Below are 23,107 nucleotides of genomic sequence, written 5' to 3'. Positions count from 1 at the left end.
ATATGAAAAAACAGATAATGATATTGTTTGTCGGTATGGCATTATTGACTTCTTGTTATGATGCGATGAATGAAGTCCCTTTGGAGAGAATGCCACCGGAAATAGCCTTTAGAGATAGTTTGAAGGTTGAAATGTTCGTGAATGAATTGTATGTTGGACTAAATACTGGTTTAGGAGGATATAATCGTTTTGGAGGAGGATCGGCTAATCAAAATAGTTTCTTTGACTGTGTAACTGATTTAGGGGTACTTTCTCCGATAAGTACAAATACAGAAGTTAATAGTTTTACTCGAGCTACTTTTCATTCTGGTTCGGGAGGAAACAAGGATGCTCGTTGGGCGGAAACTTATCAGCTAATTCGTAAAACGAATATAGTTTTAGAATACTTACATTATTGCGAAAACCTGTCAAAAGCACGTATGGCGCAATACATTGGTGAGGCTAAGCTTCATAAAGCAATATTGCATTATGAAATGTTGAAACGTTATGGCGGCATTACCATAATGGATGAATTATTTGAGGGAGGTGATATCAATATACCTCGTAATACTTTTGAAGAATGCGTAGAGTATATTGTACGTTTATGTGATGAGGCTGTTATCGGGCTTCCTTTACGTTATCCTGATAATGATTATGGACGGTTGACCAAAGGAGCAGCTTTGGGATTGAAGGCCAGAGTTCTGCTTTATGCTGCAAGTCCGTTATTTAATGAAAGGCCAATAGCCAATACGACTGTGTTGCAACGTTATGATTCTCCTGATAATACGCGGTGGGAACGGGCGGCAAAAGCTTCGCTGGATGTTATTAATCTGAAGCTCCCCAATGGAACTCCGGCATATGAACTTTATCCTTCCTATGAGCGACTCTTTTTTACTCGAGAAGGTAATAGAGAAATGTTGATTATGAGGATGCAAGGGATGACCAATAATGTAGAAAAACGTAATGGACCTGCCGGTTTTTCTGGAGCTACGGGCAATACTAGTTTGACTCAGGAATTCATAGATATGTTCGAGTTAAAGAGCGGTAAATTGCCTAATGAGGATGAGAACTATGATCCGCAAAAACCGTGGGAAAATCGTTGTGAGCGATTTAAGGCATCGGTGCTTTATAACGGATGTCCATGGTGGGATGCTGAAGTTGAAACTTACGTTGGAGGAAAGGACTATACAGCATTAAACTCTACGGCCAAAGGTTGTGTAACTGGTTATACATTACGCAAACATTTGGATCCTGAAGTCAGAATATCTGGTGTTGAAAAGAGCACTTTCCATGATTGGCCAATACTGCGTTTCGCTGAGATTTTGTTGAGTTATGCTGAGGCTGCTAATGAGTATTATGCAACATCAGACGATGATATTGTGAATGACGATATGGTGTATACTTGTGTTAACTTATTACGTACGAGGGCAGGGTTACCTTCTGTAGCAGATAAAACGAAGGGAGAAATGCGTACTATTATCCATCGGGAACGTACAGTAGAGCTTTCTTTTGAGGAAATACGATATTTTGATTTGCGTCGTTGGAGAGAAGCAGAGACGGTGTTAAATCGTCCTGTTCATGGTGTACAGATAACCAAAGACGAAAGTACGGGAGAATTCGTTTATAGTAATCCGATTGAGATAGAAGATAGAATCTTCCCAGAACGATGCTATTATTATCCGATTCCTCAGAGCGAGATGAATAAAAATACGGAATTGGTTCAAAATCCCGGTTGGTAACTCAGTATTGTAGAATTAAATGAAAAACAAATTCATGAATAAGTTTCTATTAACTTTAATAATAGTAATAGCGGGAGGATTATTTAGCTCGCTATACGCCCAATCATTGACGGTTACCGGTAAAATTGTCGATATGAACGATGAAGTTATGCCGGGAGTGAATATTGTGGAAACGGGCACTACCAATGGTGCTATTAGTGATATAAATGGCAATTTCAAAATTACAGTCTCTAGTTCTAAAAGTGTACTGGTATTTTCTTTTATAGGATATGAAGATCAAGAGATAGCGGTTGGCAAGCAACGGAACTTAAATGTGAAGATGCTGGAGTCTGGAGTTGATTTGGAAGAAGTTGTTGTGGTGGGGTATGGTTCACAGAAAAAGGCTTCTGTTGTGGGGGCAATTTCTACAGCTGACGCTAAAGAATTGCAGAATACAGGAACAACGAACCTAACACAAGCAATTGGGGGTAGAATTGCGGGAGTTATTTCCCGTTCTCCTGGTGGACGTCCGGGGGACGATGATGCTTCAATATATATTCGTGGTATTGCTAGCTATAATTCTGGGACTTCTTCCCCATTGGTGTTGGTGGATGGAATTGAACGTGATTATTCACAAATTGACCCGGAGGATATTGAGACTTTTTCTGTACTGAAGGATGCTTCTGCTACAGCTGTTTTTGGGGTTCGTGGTGCGAATGGTGTAATTTTAATTACGACTAAACGTGGTGAGACAAGTAAACCTGTGGTAGATTTAAGAGCTTCATTTACGATGAATACTCCCATGAACTTACCTGATAAGCTAGGTTCTTATGACTTTGCTCGTTTAAAGAATGAAGCTTTGATGAATGTGGGAGAAGTACCTGAATATAATTCTTATGACTTGGATATGTATCGTACAGGAGCTAGTCCTTATACACATCCGGATAATGATTACATCGGTGATCTATTAAAGAATGTCAGTACAAAACAACAGTATAATTTGACTGTGCGTGGTGGTACGCCTTTCGTACGTTATTATGTGTCGGCAAACTATGTCGATGAAAAAGGTATTTACAAAACATTTGATAATGACGATTATAATTCGAATGTATACTTCAAGCGCTATGGTATGCGTACGAATCTAGACTTTAATGTTACGAAGACGACTGTGTTTGGTGTGGATCTTTCCGGAAGATTGGAAGAAAGGCATGATAATGATGCTGAAAAGGGGTTGTATGAGTCTATGGTACGTCTGCCGCCTAACTATCTGAACTATGTGAATCCGAATGGTACTTATGGTGGAAAATTGAATGTGGTAAACCCATATGCTGCGTTATCTAGATATGGTTATAATCATTCAAAACGTAATGTGTTTGAGGCAGTGATAAAGTTGAATCAAAAGTTGGATTTTATAACAAAAGGTCTTTCAGCGAGGGCTATGTTTGGTTTTGTATCTAACATGGCGTCTAGAAGAGATATCACAGAACGTCCGGAATTATGGGAATATACGAAAGATGGGCAATATGTAATTGTAAGTGAAGAAACGCCGGTCCGAATAGATACGTCTGCCGGTCCCCATCGTAGAAATATTACAACGGAATTTGCAGTTAATTATGAACGAAAATTTGGCGCTCATGCTGTTACCGGCTTGCTTGCTTTCAATCAATTGAGCCAGTATAATAATGAAGCACTCCCTATTGGATACATCAATTATGTGGGACGTATTACTTATGGATACAAGAATAAATATTTAGCAGAGTTTAATGCTGGGTACAATGGTTCGGTTCAGTTTGCCGAAGGTAAGCGTTATGGCTTTTTCCCTGCGTTCTCTTTAGGGTGGGTTGTTTCTGAAGAGAATTTTTGGAATAAAGATAGTAAAATTTTCGACTATATGAAAATTCGTGGGGCATATGGTGAAGTAGGAAATGATAAAATTGGTTCAGATAAATATTATTACTTGCAAACCTATCCGATGTTAACTTCTAATCGTCCTTCATTTGGTATTGATAATAATCCAGAAAATCGTATTTATGAAGGTAAAGAGGGGAATTTAGATGTAACTTGGGAACGTGCAAGGAAGTTGAATGTAGGTATTGATATGAGATTTTTTAATAGCAAACTGGCCTTGACTGTAGATGCTTTTACGGAAAAAAGAGTGAACATTCTCGACTATGACCGTTCTATATCTACTATATATGGTATGTTGGGGGCTACAGATGGTAATAAGGGTTTTCCACCGCAGAATTTAGGTGAAGTGCGGAATTCAGGTTTTGAGATTGATGCATCTTTTAATGATAGAATAGGAAAGGTCTCTTATTATGTTAAGGGAAATATGTCGTTTGCCCGTAATAAGGTTCTGAAAAAAGGAGAAGAACCTCAAACTTATTCGTGGACCTCTGCTATTGGTAGAAAAGTCGGACAACGTTTTGGTATGATTACAGATGGATTTTATAATACGCAGGAGGAAATAGCAGCTTTGCCATCCCGCTTTTCCAGTAACTTGAAACTTGGAGATTTAAAATATAGGGATATAAATGATGACGGAGTAATTGATAGCTATGATGTGGCTCCTATTGGAAAAACTCGTTTGCCGGAGATTATGTATGGATTCACTTTTGGAGGAAGTTGGAAAGGCGTTGATTGGCAAATTTTCTTTCAAGGAGCAGCTATCACTGATCTTTATGTAAATGGATATGGTTATTGGGAGTTTACAAATACAGGTAGTGTGATGAAACATCATCTAGGGAGATGGACTCCAGATAATAAAGAGAATGCTACATATCCTAGTTTATCTCCTACAACTTCTAAGCAAAACCATAGGTTGTCCACATTTTGGTTGAAAAATGGGAATTATTTGCGTTTGAAAAATATGCAGATAGGTTATACACTCCCTACTAGCTGGACAAAGAAAGCTAGGATAGCATCAGCACGTATTTATGTGAGTGGAACAAACCTGCTGACATTTGCTGGATTTAAAGAATATGATCCGGAGTCCAATGACGGAGGAAATACTTCCTATCCTCAGATGAGAAATTATAGTGTGGGATTGAATCTTAAATTTTAAAACTTGTCAAAATGAAAATAAAACTTTATACGATAGTAAACTTGGCTCTTTTTATCGTATTTCTGAGTTCATGTTTGGATGCTTCTTCTTTAATGGATAAGGAGGATGTGGGAGATTTGTATGAGAAAGATGTATTTAAAGATCCTACATATGCCCGATATTTTGTGAATGATATTTATTATTCATTACCTAAAGGTGCCGAAGTTCCAGGCTCGTGGGGAGGAGCATATTTAGATTGTGCAACGGATAATGGTGAAGCTCGTTCATTGGATTCTGATGCACAGCGGTTTAATAATGGAAATTGGAATGCTGAAAGTGTACCTTTGGGAAGTGTGTGGTCTACTAATTACGCAGCTATTCGTGCATGTAACAAATTCTTGGAAAACTATGACTATATTGAGGAGAGAGATGGAGTTGCAACTCGTTCTGATTTAGAATATTTGCGTGGTCAAGTAATCTTCTTGCGTGCTTTCTTTTATGCTGAATTATTAAAACATTTTGGTGGTATTCCAATTTTGGAGGAAACATTGCATTTTGGCTCTCCCGAATTGAAAGGAGCAAAACGTGCGACTTTTGCGCAATGCGTAGATTATATATTAGGGGAATGTGATGATGCTATTGCGATCTTTAGAAGTGTAAATAAAGACTGGGCTGGTAATAACTTTGGGCGTGCAAATGATGGGGTAGCATTATCATTGAAAGGGAAAGTACTTGCATTAGCGGCAAGTCCGTTATATAATCGTCCTTCGGACTATCCTCAGTATGATTCCGAGAGTCAGAATAAGGAATTATGGCGTTATTCTGATTATAAGAAGGAACGATGGAATGATGCTGCGAAGGCTTTAAAAGCCGTGATAGATTTGGGACGTTATGATTTATATAAGAAAACCAATGGGACTAAGTCTGCTTATGAGACTTACTTCGTTACCCGTAATACAGTGGAAGAGTCTATATTTCCTTTCTTAAAGGGACCTTCTATTGATGTATATTATAATAATTTACCTTTTAACTTTATGTTGGTTCGTGGTAAGGGTAGTCCAGTTTGTTATAACTTACCTACACAAGATTTGGTAGCAACCTATGAGATGCAGAACGGAATGTTGCCGGAACAAGATGGGTCTGGTTTTCGTCCATTGCATCCATTTTCAGGGCGCGACCCACGTTTAGATGCAACAATATGGTATGATGAGGCTACTTTCTGTGGTGTGGAGTTTAAGACTTGGAGACGTGATGTGGATTCGGATAAACCTTGGGGGAAGGATTATATCCGTGGATACTCTCGTACAGGATTCTTCTTGAAGAAGTTTATGGATAAAGATTTGAATCCGACAAATAATGTTACGGTTCCAAATTCTTACCCGATCATTCGTTATGCCGATATTCTTCTGTTGTATGCGGAAGCGTTGAATGAATATTATGATGATCCTGCTTTGGCGCCTGATGATGCTATTTGTTGGGCTATTTCTACAGTACGCGCCCGAGCAGGAATGCCTGATGTGCGTACTACCTTTACAAATCGCGGCTGGGCATTGACACAAGAAAATGTTCGTAAGCTGATTCAGAATGAACGTCGTGTAGAATTTGCTTTTGAAGAACATCGTTTTTGGGATATACGTCGTTGGATGATTGGAACAGAAACTCAGAGAGTCGTTCATGAACAAGATATCATTTTGAAAGAAGACGATAAGACTAAGGAGTATAATATAAGAGAAATTGAAAGGCGCAGTTATGAAAATCACATGAATGTGATTCCTATTCCACAGTCGGAGATTAATAAGAATAAGAACCTGATTCAGAATTGGGGATGGTCACCACGTGTGATCGAGTAATTAATTTTAAAGAATAAAACGATATGAAAAATAGAATCTTTTTATTTTTAATGGTTGCGCTGATGGCTTTGTTTGTTACTTCTTGTAAGGAAGATGAAATAGTAGAATCATCAATACAGGTAACTACGCAAGGGTTTGCTCAAATAGGGCAAAATACAGCTTTTGTAAGTGGGTATGTTGCGAAGGGGATGATTACAGAGAATATGCCGAAAGGATTTTGTTGGAGTGAAAGCCCTTCTCCTACCGTGGACGATAATAAAATTGAGACTTTTGAAATGCTCAATGAAAATGGTTATATGTTGCAACTTAGTGGCTTAACGCCATCCACAGAGTATTATGTTAGAGCTTATGTGAATACTGGCAGTCATATTTATTATGGTAATGAATTGACGTTTACAACAAAAAATATTCCTGGTAATGGCTGGTGTGTGATTGATGATATTACTAAGATTACTCCGACCACAGCTACTGCATTGATGCAAATAGCGGATAATGGTGGGTCCGAAGTATTAGAGTATGGAGTGTGTTATACCGAAGCAGACAATCAGCCTGTTCCTCCCCTTGAGAATGAACCGACTATAGATGGAAAAAAAATTGTTGCGGAAGCTGGTGGATATGCGTTTAATGCATTTTTAGAGGGCTTGATACAAAATACTTATTATTTGGTACGTCCCTATTTTAAGACGAAAGATAGAATTGTGTATGGTGAGACTGTCTGGTTTGTAACTATGAATTTTGTTAAAACTGGTGATGTGTTTCCGGGATATCGGAGTGCTTATTTGTATGGTGAGGTTTTGATGGATGCTGGTTCTGCAACAACAGAACGTGGCGTTTGTTGGGGAACAACTCATGAACCTACAATTGAGACTGACTCTTATCAGAAAATAGACAAAGGTGTTGGGGGCTATTATTCTATTGTTGGAGGATTGGAGAAAGGACAGACTTATTATGTGCGTGCCTATGCAAGAAATATGGACGGCGTGTTCTATGGTTTACCTGTTGAATTTACAACACGTACAGGAGATATTGTTCCAGGTATGACTTTGGAAGATATGATCTTGGTAGAGAAAGGAATATTTGATATGGGAAATCCGAATACGGATACGGAAGCGTCTCCGATCGATAATAAGACAATGGGTAAAGAACCTGTTCATAAAGTACAGCTCTCAAAAGATTTTTATATGTGTAAATATGAGGTAACTGTTGAGCAGATGTGTACATTTTTAAATGTTTATCAGAATAGGAATAGTCGGACACAACCGGTAAAAGCATTGCATAATAGTAATACGAATGCTTGGAGTTTTGAGTACTCGGGAACAGCTCCTAATTTAATTTATAAACCTCGTGCAGGTAAAGATCGATATCCTGTTGTAAATGTGACTTGGCCGGCTGCAGAGCAATATTGTGAGTGGTTATCTGCCGAACTAGGCGTGAAGGTTCGTCTGCCAAGTGAAGCAGAATGGGAATATGCAGCTCGTGGAGGAAACAAGAGCAAAGGATATTTATATAGTGGAAGTAATTCTGTTAGTGAAGTATCTGTCTCGACAGATAATAGTAAAGGAACAGCACCTGTAGGTACAAAAAAACCGAATGAACTTGGTATTTATGATATGTCTGGTAATGTAATGGAATATTGTAGAGACTTTTTTGATTGGAACTTTTATGATGTGCATTTGGAAGAGACAGTTGTGGACCCTATCAATGCTGGAAAACTGACGGCTGATGGTAAAATGGTCGTTCGTGGAGGAAGTTTCAGACATCCGACGTATTTGAAAGTTTATACACGTGGCTGCAATCAGCATAAAGGAGAAGCAGGTAATCATAGTGGTTTTCGTTTTGTAATGGAACAGCTTCCATATAATTTGTAACAAAATAAATTAAAGAAGGGGTACTGGATGTATTTTTTAGTACCTTCTTCTTATATCTATAACCTTTTTAATATTTAAGACTATGAATCGATTAGTACAATTCTTATTTTTGTTTTTCTCATTACCATTAATGCTTTCCTGTGATGAAGCAGATGATTCCCAAACTTTGGAGAATACAGTGCAGATGTTAGTTGGCAAAGATTATTTGTCGGTATTGCCTGTAACTGTTCAGGTTGGTAATTTGTCCGGAACATTTACATTGAATATCGCAACTAATCTGGCATGGACTGCAACGACGGAGGACAAATGGATTCAACTATCCAAAAACGAAGGTGGAAAAGAACTATTAGATGTAAGTTATACTGCTAATGACGATGTGACGTCTTTCCGTAAAGCTAAAATTACGTTTTCAGCAAAGGGGGTAGATGATGTGGTAGTGGAAATAGTGCAAAGTGACAAAACTTTCACAAACCCGATAGCAGGTATACCCGATCCATGGATTATCCAACATCAAGGGACCTATTATACTTGTAAGGCTCACGGTGATGGAATTAATATTTCTAAATCAGATAAGTTGACTATTATAAGTTCAACAAAAGCAATTTGGACTGCACCTAAAGATAATGGAAATATAAAGCCATGGAACGCTTCACACGTATGGGCGCCTGAATTGCATTTTGTAGACGGCAGATGGTATGTATATTATGCAGCGGGACGTCCGTCATCAGAAAGTGGAAGCTATAAAATGCAGCGTACTGGAGTACTTCGTTCTAAGACGAATGACCCTATGGGGGAATATGAGGATATGGGGATGATTTATACAGGTGACGAATATACTGATAATGTTATACCTACCGTAGATAACACTTGTTATGCTATTGATATGGGGATTGTGAATATTGCTGGTAAATTATATGCTGTATGGTCAGGTACTATTAATAAAGAATCGGGTGGTGATCAGCGTATCTATATTGCAAAGATGAGTAATCCATGGACTATCTGTTCTAACCGTATTGAGATTTCCAAGCCTGACCAACCGTGGGAGTTGATAGAGCCTTCGGCAAAAGTAAATGAAGGACCAGCTTTTTTACAACGTGATGATAAGTTATTTGTTGTATATTCTTGCAATGGTTCTTGGACAAAATACTATCGTTTAGCTTATCTTATGCTTAATATAGGTGACGATCCAATGAATCCGACAAATTGGAAGAAGTCTTCGCACGATGTATTCTATAGATGTGATGATACAGTAGATAAAGATGGAGTGAACGGAGTGGGACATTGTAGTTTTACAAAATCGCCTGATGGAACGGAGGATTGGATTGTTTATCATGTGAAGAATCGGAATCATGGTAGTTATGAGACTGGACGTTCCACGTTTATTCAACGTTTTACATGGAATATGGATGGAACTCCGAATTTTGGGACACCAGTGGGATGGGGGGAACCTATAGTTGTTCCTTCCGGTGAATAATTAGGTTTATTATAAGAATAGTTATTTTGTGATAAAGAGCATATTTTTGTAAAGTAATTGAGCAGAATGATGAAAATAAGAAAAAATGTATGTATGCCTATTTATTTGTTGACGATACCGATATATAGTATTGCACAGCAAAGTATGAATAAACGAGATAAACCTAATGTATTGTTCATTTGTATAGATGATTTAAGACAAGAGTTGGGATGTTATGGCTCTATGGTGAAAACTCCAAACTTAGATAAGCTTGCTGATGAGGGCAGCCTGTTTTTTCATCATTATGTCCAAGTTCCTACTAGTGGAGCGTCGCGAGCCAGTATGTTAACTGGTAGGTTACCGAGGAAGGAACGAGATTTGTCTAATGAAGCTTGTAAGATAAATATATCCGGTAAAGAGGAGAGTGAACAACCGGAGACAATGTTTCATCACTTGAGGCGTAATGGATATTATACAGTGGGGATCGGTAAGATCAGCCATTATGCCGATGGCTTCTTGTATGGTTATACGCAGTTAAAAAGCGAATGTCTTGAATTGCCTCATAGTTGGAATGAGATGCTTTTTGATGCCGGAAAATGGGAGACGGGTTGGAATGCATTCTTTGGGTATGCTGATGGTAGCAATCGACAAAGTCGTAATCTGCAGGTTTCTCCTTATGAATGTGCGGAGGTACCGGACGAAGGTTATCCAGATGGGTTGACGGCTAATTTGGCACAGAAAAAACTCAGAGAACTATCGGACAGGCAGGGGCCTTTTTGTTTGGCGGTAGGATTTTTCAAACCTCATTTACCATTTACTGCTCCTCAAAAATATTGGGAATTATATAAAGAATCAGAAATTCCACTGTCTCCTGTACCGCAAATACCTGAAGGTACTCATAAATTTGCTTTGCACAATAGTAATGAATTTAATGGTTATTTGTTGGGAGATGAGAAAGCTTCTTTGAATAAAAGTATTTCGGAATCTTATGCCCGAAGACTCCGACATGCTTATTTTGCTTGTATAAGTTATGTGGACGCCCAAGTTGGTAAGATTTTGGATGAGTTGGAGCGACTTGGAGAAAAGGACAATACTATTGTAATAGTATGGGGAGATCATGGTTGGCATTTAGGAGACCAGCGTGTATGGGGGAAACATACATTGATGGATGTTTCTTTGCGTAGTACGTTAATAGTAAGAGCTCCATCTGCTTGTAAAGCAGTTAAAAATTATCGTATTGTTAGTGCTGTTGATATTTATCCGACTTTAATGGAGTTGTGCAACCTTTCAATCCCAGAAGGAATGGATGGACATAGTTTTGTTGAGTTACTGGAAAATCCTAATCAAAGTTTATGGTCTGATGCTGCATATAGTTATTTTAATAATGGTATTAGTGTCAGAGTTCCTAATTATAGATTAACGCGATATTGGCATAAGGGGGAATGTGTAACGGAATTATATAATTATCGTTTGAAAGGGATGGAAAAAAAGAATATATTTAGTACAGAAAAGAAAGCAATTGTTGATGAACTTATAGATGTATTGGAAAGGAAATATAACTTTTTTCATAAAGCCAAACCTTAAAATTCTATTCCTTATTTTATTATGGCGTTAATTTGGGACGCATTTGTGCTTTTCCGAGACATATGTTTTACTTTGTTATGATTATCTTACCTAATTTTGCTTTCACTAAAAGGATGTTTGTTTTTAAATTAACCACTAATTTAGTTAATATCATGAAAAAAAACTACAAAAAAATTAATGCTAGGATTAGGTTGCTTTTATTATTCCTAATTTCTACGGTGTATATTCAGGCACAATCGACTCGAAATGTCGTTGGAACTGTAAAAGATGCTTCGAATGAGCCTCTGATTGGAGTGAATGTTGTTGTTAAAGGTGATGCAACTTTGGGTACAATCTCTAATATGGATGGAGAATATTCGTTAAAGATCCCCCGTAAGAAGGCTACTTTGGTATTTTCTTTTGTTGGTTATAAGACAATAGAGAAAGATATTGATGCTAATGTAACTAAACTAGATGTTATACTACTTGAAGATACAGAGTTGCTTGACGAAGTCGTAGTAGTAGGCTATGGTACAATGAAAAAGAAAGATGTGACAGGGTCTGTAGCACATATTGGAAGTGAAGTATTGGATACTAAGGTTGCCACTAACGCTGTTGATTTTCTTAAAGGTAATATTGCGGGTGTAAATATTAGTGTGGATAATAATGCTTCAGGAGGAGGCTCAATTGAGGTACGTGGACCTGCTTCTTTGAAGGCTTCTACTTCTCCTTTGATAGTTTTAGACGGTAATATTTATTATGGTAATATTAGTGATATTAATCCTAATGATATTGAGAGCATGGATGTTCTGAAAGATGCTAGTTCTACGGCCGTTTATGGCTCTAAGGGATCCGCAGGAGTTATTATGATCAATACCAAAAGGGGAAAGACTGAGAAGCCTGTTATTAATCTTAGTGCAAAGGTAGGTGTAACTACTTTATTGGATATTCCAGATCTTCCTACACCAGAACAATATATACAAAGACGTGCTGACTACTGGAAAACCTTAGATTATTTTAAACCAAGTGCAAATCAGAAAGGTGTAGGCTATTATGATAATCCTTACAACTTACCGGATGGAGTGGATATGGATCAGTGGGCTTCTTACGATCCTTCTTTTTCCGGTGATTATGTGGAGACTTGGTTAACTCGTCTTCAATTGTCTAATGTGGAAATTCAGAACTATAAGCAAGGAAAGGTTGTAGATTGGCGAGACCATGTTTATCGTTCAGGGTTACGACAAGACTATAATATGTCTATTTCGGGAAAGTCGTCAAGAACTAATTATTATGCATCTTTGGGGTATACGAATAATGAAGGTTATAAAGTGGGTGACAGTTTCCAAACAGTGAGAGCTCGTGTTAATTTAGATACGGATATAACCAAATGGTTGAAGGTTGGTTTGGCTGCTCAGTTTGCAGATAGAGGAAATAAAGATATTGTAGCAGATACGGGAAATGCAGATGTGATGAGTCCTTACGCTAGTATGTATGAAGAAGATGGTAGTTTGAAAAAGTACCCGACAGATGATGCTAGAATTGTAAATCCTTTGTTGGCAGGTTCAGTTGACAAAAAATTCTATAAAACACAGACATTGAATTCTACCATTTATGGAAAGCTAACCCTTCCTTACGGATTTAGTTGGCAAACAAACTTTAATGTTCGATATGGTTGGAGAAAACAATATTATTATAAGTCAGATGATAAACCTAGTATTTCTAAAGGTGGTGAGGCTGAACGTGATGAATATTCTGATTACGAATGGGTTGTCGATAATATGTTAAAATGGAATTATACGATTGCTGACATTCATACGATTGATGCGACTTTTGTATATAGTGCTGAAAAGTATCAGTTTTGGAATACGGTAGCCTCTAATTCAGGTTTTGTTCCTAGCGGGGTTTTAGGATTTCATAATTTGCATGCAGGTATTAATCCTGTTATTAAGACGAATGATGAAGTGCAAACTGGTAATGCCCTATTAGGACGTTTGAATTATTCATTGATGGATCGTTATCTGTTAACTGCTTCTGTACGTAGAGATGGTTTTTCCGCTTTTGGTATAGAGAATCCTTATGGCACTTATCCTGCATTCGCATTGGGATGGCGTATGTCAGAAGAATCTTTCATTAAAAATCTGAAGGTTGTTGATAATTTGAAACTTCGTTTTTCTTGGGGGGAAAATGGTAATAGAGACATCGGACGTTATGCTGCTCTTTCTAAATTGAATGTAACGGATATGATTATTGATGGGAAACCAGTGAAAGGGGTATGGACGGATAATCTGTCTAATAATAAGCTGAAATGGGAGAGAACACGTGCCATGAATCTAGGGCTAGATTTTGGATTGTTTAAAGGGCGTTTGAGTGGTATATTAGATTTGTATTATAACAAAACCTCTGATTTGATTGTCGATCGTTCATTGCCTACTATTGTGGGGTATAATAGTGTGATTGCCAATTTGGGACAGGTGGATAATAAAGGACTGGAACTGACTTTGACAAGTGTTAATTTGAATATTCCGAAAAAAGTATACTGGACTACTACATTCATCTATTCTACTAATAAGAATACAATCAAGCATTTGTATGGTAATATGGTTGATGTGAAGGATGAAGATGGTAATGTAATCGGTCAACGTGAAGATGACGATGTTCAGAATGGATGGTATATTGGGCATGGCATCAAGGATATCTATTATTATAAATGGAATGGTATTTGGCAATTGGGTGAAGAGGAGGAAGCTAAAAAATATGGGAAACAGCCTGGAGATCCTAAATTGCTTGATTTAGATAATGATGGTCAGATTACAGAGAAAGATAAAGTTTGGTTAGGTTCGAGAACACCGCGTTATCGTATGTCATTGCGGAGTGATTTGAGATTATTCAACTGCTTGGACTTCTCATTTGTGCTTCGTGGAGAATTCAACTTTCTGGGAGAAGATAATTTAGCAAGAAATGAAGATAATCGTTTTTTCGATCGTTCGAATTCTATTATGACTGAATACTGGACACCTTGGAATCCAAGTACGGAATATGCCCGTTTGGGAGCTAACTGTGGTAATCCGAGTGTTTTGATTTTTAAGAAGAGGGATTATGTGAAAATGCAAAATATTTCGTTGGCTTATACATTTCCGAAAACTTTCTTGAAAAAATTCTCTATTGAGAATCTCAAAGTTAGCTTGAATGTGGATAATGCGTTCGTTCTGACTAAATGGAATTATTACGATCCGGAGAATATGGGTACTTGCCCCCGTATTTGGACATTGGGTGTAAATGTGACTTTGTAATTTATAAAATAGAAGAAAAATATTCAGATGAAAACAATGAAAAATATAATTAAATGTTTGACAGCTTCTTTATTGGTTGTAAATCTGTCATCATGTGTTGATCTTGATCCTGAACCATTATCGTTTTTCGCTCCGGAAAATACATTTATGGATAAAGAAGGGCTTGAAGCCTTACTTATTACTTCTCGTAAACAGATAAAATGGGAGTGGTTTGGTGATGCTTTTAATGCAGGTTATTGTGAAACACCCTTGGTTTATGAATATGCTTGGTCGGATATATCAGTAATGGGAGCTCCGGAGGTGAAGGAAATTCATAATCTGGAAACTCAACTTACTCCTACCACTAATATGGCCTTACATCTTCGTTATTGGGATTTAGCTTGGAATGGTATAAAATATGCTAATACACTGATTAGTCGTGTTCCTAAATCAAATATAGATAATGAGGATGATAAGAATCAGTTGTTGGCAGAAGGGTATTTTCATAGAGCATATTGGTATTATTTGTTAGTTAATCAATGGGGAGACGTACCTTTGTTATTAGAAGAGGTGACAGGACCAAAGTTGGATTTTTATTCAACTTCCAGAATGAAAATCCTGCAACAAATGAAAACTGATATGGAATTTGCTGTAAAATGGCTTCCCAAAAACGTACAGCCTGGTTGTGTAAGCAGAGCTGCCGGTGAACATTTATTAGCAAAAATATATCTTTGTACAGGTGATTTCCAATTTGCTGTGGATGCGACAACTAGATGTATCAATGATTATGGGTTGCATTTGATGAAAGAAAGATTTGGTGTGAATGCTTCTGATGCAAGTTTGGATGTTTTCAATGATTTGTTTCAGGAGGATAATATAAGTGCATCTGAAAATAAGGAGGCAATTTTTGTTGTTCAGGAAAGATATGGTATAGAGGGTAATGTCGCTCCTAAAGGGTCAGCACGTATGCGTAATTTTGTTCCTTATTGGTGTAATGGTGCAGCAGTGAAGACTCCTGATGGCAAACAGGGTACTACGTATGATGCAGGTCCTTATGAAGGATATGAATGGGTAGAAAAATTAGGACGTGGTATTGCAAAGATCCGTCCGACAAACTATTCTCAGTATGCTATTTGGGGTAAATGCGGAAATGATATAAGACATAATGATAACAATTGGTTTAACATTTCTAGACTTACATATAATCGCCCGGCTTCCAAAGGTGGTAGTGAAGAATATTTCGGGAAGCCTATTGAGCGGGCATTTGTAAGTGATACAATGCGTTGTTATTTTTCTTTTCCAACAGTTAAAACATTAATTTATAAAGATGATATTAATGTGGGTAAAACTCCTACCGGAGGCTTTACTGATACTTATGTATTTCGTTTGGCTGAAACGTATTTGATGAGGGCGGAAGCCTATTATTGGTTGGGTAATTTACCGTTGGCAAAAGAAGATGTGAATGAAATTCGCCGTCGTGCCAAAGCTCCGGAACTGCCATCTGTTACTTTGGACGATATATTGGATGAAAGGGCAAGAGAATTATACATTGAAGAACATCGTAAAGTGGAATTAACTCGTATTGCTTTCCTTAAAGCGCAGCTAGGTCAGGACGGTTATTCCTTAGGTAATTTCTCAGAGAAGAACTGGTATTATGATCGTATTATGGAAAAGAATAATTTCTTCGCAGAAGAATATTTTTATTCTACAAATGCTTTCATTATGAAACCTTACCATGTGCTTTGGCCAGTTCCTCTAACGGCCATAACTTCAAATACTCAGGGACGTATTAACCAAAATATCGGTTATTTTGGTGCAGAAGATAATATTCCAGTAGAATAATAGTAATTTGTCTCAATAAACGGACCTTGAATATTCAAGGTCCGTTTATTGAGACGTTTCTTCCATTTATTGGGATATTTATTTTATTGTATACATTCAAATGTGTCTATCTTTGTGTTAGATAATTTAAAACTAAATAATACCTAGAAACAATGAAGTATCAGCTATTAAGTCGCATAGGAAAATGGGTCGTTTTCCTGTTAATAATAGGATTAGTACCTGCCTATGCTCAAAAAAAAGGAAAAGAAAAAGTAAATCGTTTGCCGGATGATTTGGAAACACTTGCAGGAAATCCGGCCTTGTTAAAGAAACCGGAAGGATTGACTGTTGCGGCATACGCTTTCCCGAATTATCATCCTTCTGCGTTACATAATAAGATATATTCCCAAGGATGGACGGAATATAATTTAATTAGAAGTGCACGTCCTTGGTTTGAGGGACATCAGCAGCCACGTACTCCTTTGTTGGGAGAATTGGATGAGAGTAAACCTTCGACTTGGGAAACTTATAATAAACTTTGTAAGCAAAGTGGGATTGATGTGCTTATTTGGGATTGGTATTGGTATGATGGTAAGCCATGCCTACATGAAGCTTTGGAAAATGGCTTTTTGGAGGCCAATAATGCAAAAGACGTGAAATTTGCCTGTATGTGGACTAACCACCCTTGGTATGTGCTGTATCCTACGAAACGTACTGACGGGAGTAATGCATATCCTCCTAGTTATGATGCTCCTGATTTCTCAAAGGAAGAATGTTGGAAAAGTCTTTCTTATATGATTTCTCGTTATTGTCATTTGGATAATTATTGGAAAATAGACGGAAAACCGGTGATTTGCATTTGGGATGCTCGTCGTTTGGAGACTAAATTAGGAGTTGCGGGAGTAAAACAATTATTCGCAGAATTGACAGACTATGCAAAAAAAATGGGTCATAAGGGGTTGCATTTCCATGTTACAGGTTTTAGCTGTGGAAATATGAAAGAAGAAGGTTATAGTACCGTAGGATCTTACAATCCGATGGACTGGATTGCTGGACGTTTTCAACCAAAAGAGGTCGAGCTGCCAGATTATGGTACTGTGGCAGCTGATGTTGCTTTCAAACTATGGGATGAGCATCACGGGCAATTTGATATTCCTTATGTTCCGGCTGTGGCTCCGGGATGGGATTCTACTCCGAGATACATTGCTCCGAACAATCGTCCGGAAAAGCCGAATCGTAGTCAATGGCCTGCATGTACTATCTTTAAAAATGAGAATCCAGCATCTTTTAAAGCATTTGTACAGTCTTCTTTTGTATATTTGAACAAACATCCGGAGGTTCCTCGTATCTTGACTATTGCCTGCTTTAATGAGTGGTCTGAAGGGCATTATTTGCTGCCGGACAATCGCTTTGGCTATGGTATGTTGGATGCGTTGGCAGAGGCTTTAGGGAAAGGTACTAACCATACGAAACATGGAAAATAAATATATGAAGAGATTGTTGTTGATGGAAGCTTTTATTGCCATAAGCATCTCGCTTATGGCAGGAGAACCTAGTAAGACTTATAAAAATCCAGTTGTTAATTATAGCTTACCAGATCCTACAGTTATTGAAGCGGAAGATGGATATTTTTATCTTTATGCGACGGAGGATATTAGGAATCTTCCAATTCACCGTTCTAAGGATTTGGTGAATTGGGAGTCTGTCGGTACAGCTTTTACTACTGAAACGCGTCCAACTTTTGAACCTAAGGGAAATCTTTGGGCTCCGGATATTAATAAAATAGGAGATAAATATGTATTATATTATTCAATGTCTCGTTGGGGGGGGGAGTGGACTTGTGGTATTGGAGTAGCTACAGCAGATTGTCCTGCAGGACCTTTTAAAGATCATGGGATGATGTTTAGAAGTAATGAAATTGGGGTTCAAAATTCGATAGACCCTTTTTATATTGAGGACAATGGGAGAAAATATCTTTTTTGGGGAAGTTTTCGTGGAATTTATGGTGTAGAACTAAAAGAAGATGGTTTAGCTGTTAAATTGGGGGCAGAAAAAAAACAAATTGCTGGAACTGCATATGAAGGAACCTATATACATAAGAAAAACGGTTATTACTATATGTTTGCTTCTACCGGAACCTGTTGTGAAGGGCTAAAAAGCACATATCAGACTGTGGTAGGGCGTTCTAAATCATTGTGGGGACCTTATCTTAATAAGCAAGGTAAAACAATGTTGGAGAATAATCATGAAGTATTAATTTCTAAAAATAAAAGTTTTGTGGGAACAGGGCACAATGCAGAACTGGTGACTGATAAGGCTGGTAATGATTGGATATTATATCATGGTGTGAGTGTTGCCAATCCCCATGGAAGAGTTTTATTGCTAGATAGAGTGAATTGGAAAAAAGGGTGGCCTGTCGTGAAAAATAATTCAGCTTCTACAGAGGCTAAAAAACCGAAATTATAATAGTAAGCCTATATAATCACAATAGGATTAGTCATAATAGAATGGCAAAGAGATTGTTTATAGCGTTGTTTGTATGGATTTTGGGAGGTGTATTAGCATCTGCCCAAAATCAGTTAACAGTTGTTGTTCCGTTTGGAACAACTTATTTTCCGTTTGAGGAGGTTCGTTTGTTAGATAGCCCTTTTCGCACCCTTCAGCAGAAAGGCAAGGAGTATCTGCTTTGGTTAAATCCAGACTCTTTGCTTCATTTCTATCGTATAGAAGCAGGACTTGCTCCCAAGGCAGCACCTTATGCAGGCTGGGAGTCTCAAGATGTGTGGGGAGCTGGCCCGTTGCGTGGTGGATTTCTTGGATTCTATCTTTCGTCCGTATCCATGATGTATCAATCAACAGGCGATGATAATTTGTTGCAACGGTTGAAATACATATTAGAAGAATTGAAATTATGCCAGAAAGCGGGAAAGGATGGATTTTTGTTAGGTATTAAAAATGGTAGGGAGTTGTTTCAGGAGGTTGTATCAGGGAAGATAAATACTAATAACCCTACAGTGAATGGAGTTTGGGCTCCTGTTTATCTGATAAATAAAATGTTACTTGGGCTTTCGTCTGTTTATACACAGTGTAAACTAAAGGATGCATTGCCTATTTCTGTTCGTTTGGCAGATTGGTTTGGGTATATGGTGCTTGATAAACTTACTGATGAACAGATTCAACAGTTGTTAATTTGTGAACATGGTTCTATAAATGAGTCTTATGTTGATATTTATGAGTTGACAGGAGAAAAACGTTTTCTTGATTGGGCTCGGCGTTTAAATGATCGTGCTATGTGGGTTCCTTTGTCTGAAGGTAAGGATATACTTTTCGGTTGGCATGCTAATACACAAATTCCAAAATTCACAGGATTTCATAAATATTATTTGCATACAGGGGATCAGCGCTTTTTGTTAGCAGCTGAAAACTTTTGGAAGATTGTGGTACAGAATCATACTTGGGTGATAGGAGGAAACAGTACAGGTGAACATTTTTTCCAAAAAGAAGAGTTTGGAGAGAGGATACTTCAGATTGGAGGTCCGGAGACCTGTAACTCGGTGAATATGTTGCGTTTAACCGAATCTTTGTTTAGCCAATATCCTGACGCCTCTAAAGCTGCTTATTATGAACGGGTGTTATTTAACCATATTTTGTCTGCTTATGATCCGATAGAAGGTACATGTTGCTATTTTACTTCAATGCGTCCGGGACATTATCGTATTTATGCTTCCCGTGATAGCTCTTTTTGGTGCTGTGGGCATACGGGATTAGAAAGTCCGGCTAAGCTTGGAAAATTTATATATAGTCATGAGAAAAGTAGTGTTAGAGTGAACTTGTTTATTCCTTCTGTTCTTTCATGGAAAGCAAAAGGACTTGAACTGATCCAACACAATAATCTTCCAGAGTCAGATTTGGTGAATTTTACTTTGACTTTAAAGAAGAAACAGAAATTGGCTCTTCGTATCCGTAAGCCTGAATGGACTAATCACGTTTCCTTTATGGTGAACGGGAAGATAATAGATCAACCTTTGCTTGATAAAGATGGATATTGGGTCATTGAACGGGTTTGGGGTAAGAAGAATGTAATAACTTTGCAATTTTCACTACATGTATATGTGGAGCATTTAATTGGGTCCAAACAATATATTGCACTATTGTATGGTCCATATGTACTTGCAGGGCGTTTGGGTAAAGAGAATTTGCCCGTTACTTTTTTGGGAAAAATGAATAATACAGCAATGAATAAAATAGATTTAGACAAAGTGCCAACTTGGAAAATCCCTATAGAACAGATTCCTGCCTATGTGGAGCCAAACTCGGGAGATGCATTAAGTTTTAGGATAAAATTGGAGGGATTTGAGAACATGGTGTTGGAGCCATTTTATAAAATACATTTTGAACGATATGCTGTTTATTGGCCGGTAAAGTTTACGGGGCTTAATTAATGAATTTGTAGTAAAAAAATAAGTAGGTATGAGAATGATGTTAAGGACAATAATGGGTTGTACAATGGTTTTGACCAGTACGGTTATTTGTATGGGAGCAGTGAAGTATATTCCTGAAACTGTGAAGGTTGAACTATCTCTGAAGGTTCCTGGAAATGATGCAGTATCTTATCAACTTCGTCCCAATGAACTGAAGGATAGTTATTTTAGTTATGAATGGTGTTCGGATGAAAAGTTACCGATAACGGTTTTTCATAAAGTGGAAGAACAAGGCGAGCATACGCAATTGACGGTACAACTAACTGCTGCTCAGGATGTGTATTTTCATTATAGTCAACAATTGCGTACAGCTTATCGACATGATGATTGTCTGTTCTATATGCCAGGATTTTGGTATCGTCGCAATCTGCGTTCTCCTAAGGAGGCTCCGTCATTCCATACATCAGACAGCTGGTTGGTTCGTGAAGATAGATTAAGTGCGCCATTGACAGGTATATTTAGTGAGAAGGAAAAGCGGTTTGTTGTAGTGAATCGGTTGGATAAGTTTACTACAGATGCGTTGGCCACTCATAAAGAGGGAGAGATCATTCTTGCTGGAAAGACTTCTTTAGGTTTTACAGGGTTTGAGAATCGTAATGGAGTATCTGCTCTTTCTTTTGGTTTTCCTTATCGGGAGGCCCCTAAGAGTTATATTCGTAAGCTGACTTTAGCTCCTGAAGTAACAGCTTTTCAGCTTTTAAAGAAGGGAGAGTCTATTCTGTTGACTTGGAGTATTTTGGAGGGGAATGCGGATGATTTTTCTGACTTTGTTCGTTCTATGTGGGAGTATTGCTATGATACGTATGCTCCGTGTATAGTAAAGACTCCTCACTCTATAGCGGATGTAAAAGAAACACTTAGTGGCTTTTTTGTCAATAGTTTGGTTACAGATCGACCTTTGATTTATAATTCAGGCATACACTTAAAAACAAAAGATTGTGTAAGTAATGGGCAGGCAGAAGTTGGTTTTGTCGGTCGTGTTCTTTTGAATGCATTTAATGCATGGGAGTATGGTTGGCAATGTAATCGAGAAGATTTAAAAGCTAATAGCGTAAAAATATTTGATAGCTATTTGGAAAATGGCTTTACTAAAGCGGGTTTCTTTAAAGAGTTTGTAAATTTTGATAAAGGTTATTATGAACCGATTCATAGTATTCGACGTCAGTCTGAAGGCATTTATGCTATGCTTCATTTCTTGGCTTATGAGAAAGCAAGTGGACGAAGGCACCCTAAATGGGAGCAGTGTGTAAAAAAAATGCTGGATATGTTTTTACAATTGCAGAGTCCTGATGGTAGTTTTCCTCGTAAGTTCCGTGATGATTTTACGATTGTTGACCAAAGTGGGGGAAGTACTCCTTCTGCTACGTTGCCTTTAGTGATGGGATATAAGTATTTTAAAGATAAACGTTATTTGATTAGTGCAAAGCGTACGGCAGACTATTTGGAGAAAGAACTGATCTCTAAGGCTGATTATTTTTCATCTACGTTGGATGCGAATTGTGAAGATAAAGAGGCCTCACTTTATTCTGCTACTGCTACTTATTATCTTTCATTGATTACTAAGGGAGAAGAACATAAACATTATGCTGATTTGACAAGAAAGGCTGCTTATTTCGCTTTATCCTGGTATTATGTATGGGATGTGCCTTTTGCACCAGGACAGATGTTGGGTGATATAGGGCTGAAGACTCGTGGATGGGGAAATGTTTCTGTCGAAAATAATCATATTGATGTTTTTGTTTTTGAGTTTGCATCTGTGCTCCGATGGTTATCAGAAGAATATGATGAGCCTCGCTTTGCAAATTTTGTTGAAGTAATTTCTACTTCTATGCGTCAATTATTACCATATGAAGGATATTTGTGTGGGGTTGCAAAGTCCGGTTTCTATCCAGAGGTCGTTCAACATACAAACTGGGATTATGGTAAAAATGGAAAAGGGTATTATAATGATATTTTTGCACCAGGATGGACGGTCGCTTCTTTATGGGAATTGTTTACTCCCGGACGGGCTGAACGATTCTTACTTGATTAAATTGAATTATGCTCTTATTTATCAGCTAGT

General features: G+C 37.8%; 12 protein-coding genes. All 12 read left to right on the top strand.

Annotated features, from left to right (window positions below; translation table 11 throughout):
* Window positions 1–2 precede the first annotated feature (2 nt).
* The 12 genes from GD630_RS14230 (at window position 3) to GD630_RS14175 (ending at window position 23,077) form a co-directional block, all read left to right on the top strand.
* Window positions 3–1,718, top strand: coding sequence for a RagB/SusD family nutrient uptake outer membrane protein (locus GD630_RS14230; protein WP_143866271.1), 1,716 nt, complete (start codon window positions 3–5; stop codon window positions 1,716–1,718).
* Between the two features lie 34 nt (window positions 1,719–1,752).
* Window positions 1,753–4,761, top strand: a complete 3,009-nt coding sequence (locus GD630_RS14225; RefSeq protein ID WP_143866269.1) for a SusC/RagA family TonB-linked outer membrane protein — start codon at window positions 1,753–1,755, stop codon at window positions 4,759–4,761.
* Between the two features lie 11 nt (window positions 4,762–4,772).
* Window positions 4,773–6,590, top strand: coding sequence for a RagB/SusD family nutrient uptake outer membrane protein (locus GD630_RS14220; RefSeq protein ID WP_143866267.1), 1,818 nt, complete (start codon window positions 4,773–4,775; stop codon window positions 6,588–6,590).
* A gap of 23 nt (window positions 6,591–6,613) precedes the next feature.
* Complete coding sequence (locus tag GD630_RS21365) at window positions 6,614–8,458, top strand: formylglycine-generating enzyme family protein (RefSeq protein WP_238482921.1); 1,845 nt, start codon at window positions 6,614–6,616, stop codon at window positions 8,456–8,458.
* Window positions 8,459–8,540: 82 nt separating this feature from the next.
* Window positions 8,541–9,932, top strand: coding sequence for a family 43 glycosylhydrolase (locus GD630_RS14210; RefSeq protein WP_143866265.1), 1,392 nt, complete (start codon window positions 8,541–8,543; stop codon window positions 9,930–9,932).
* A gap of 66 nt (window positions 9,933–9,998) precedes the next feature.
* The gene (locus GD630_RS14205) at window positions 9,999–11,495 is read left to right on the top strand and encodes a sulfatase (RefSeq protein ID WP_238482920.1); all 1,497 of its coding nucleotides are present in this window, start codon (window positions 9,999–10,001) and stop codon (window positions 11,493–11,495) included.
* A 191-nt stretch (window positions 11,496–11,686) separates the two neighbouring features.
* On the top strand, window positions 11,687–14,764 hold the full coding sequence (locus GD630_RS14200; protein WP_229092494.1) for a SusC/RagA family TonB-linked outer membrane protein: 3,078 nt from the start codon (window positions 11,687–11,689) through the stop codon (window positions 14,762–14,764).
* A 27-nt stretch (window positions 14,765–14,791) separates the two neighbouring features.
* On the top strand, window positions 14,792–16,585 hold the full coding sequence (locus tag GD630_RS14195) for a RagB/SusD family nutrient uptake outer membrane protein (protein WP_143866261.1): 1,794 nt from the start codon (window positions 14,792–14,794) through the stop codon (window positions 16,583–16,585).
* Between the two features lie 152 nt (window positions 16,586–16,737).
* Window positions 16,738–18,048, top strand: coding sequence for a glycosyltransferase WbsX family protein (locus GD630_RS14190; protein ID WP_143866259.1), 1,311 nt, complete (start codon window positions 16,738–16,740; stop codon window positions 18,046–18,048).
* A 22-nt stretch (window positions 18,049–18,070) separates the two neighbouring features.
* Entirely contained in the window at window positions 18,071–19,030 is a 960-nt protein-coding gene (locus tag GD630_RS14185) for a family 43 glycosylhydrolase (RefSeq protein WP_394368259.1), read from the top strand.
* Between the two features lie 41 nt (window positions 19,031–19,071).
* Entirely contained in the window at window positions 19,072–21,006 is a 1,935-nt protein-coding gene (locus tag GD630_RS14180) for a glycoside hydrolase family 127 protein (RefSeq protein ID WP_143866257.1), read from the top strand.
* Window positions 21,007–21,034: 28 nt separating this feature from the next.
* Complete coding sequence (locus tag GD630_RS14175) at window positions 21,035–23,077, top strand: hypothetical protein (protein ID WP_182505624.1); 2,043 nt, start codon at window positions 21,035–21,037, stop codon at window positions 23,075–23,077.
* Window positions 23,078–23,107: the final 30 nt, after the last annotated feature.

Origin of the sequence: Bacteroides zhangwenhongii (assembly GCF_009193325.2) — a bacterium.
In the GTDB taxonomy this organism is placed as follows: domain Bacteria; phylum Bacteroidota; class Bacteroidia; order Bacteroidales; family Bacteroidaceae; genus Bacteroides; species Bacteroides zhangwenhongii.
Note: the sequence above shows the minus strand (reverse complement) of the source record. Positions and strands in the feature narration are given on the sequence as shown.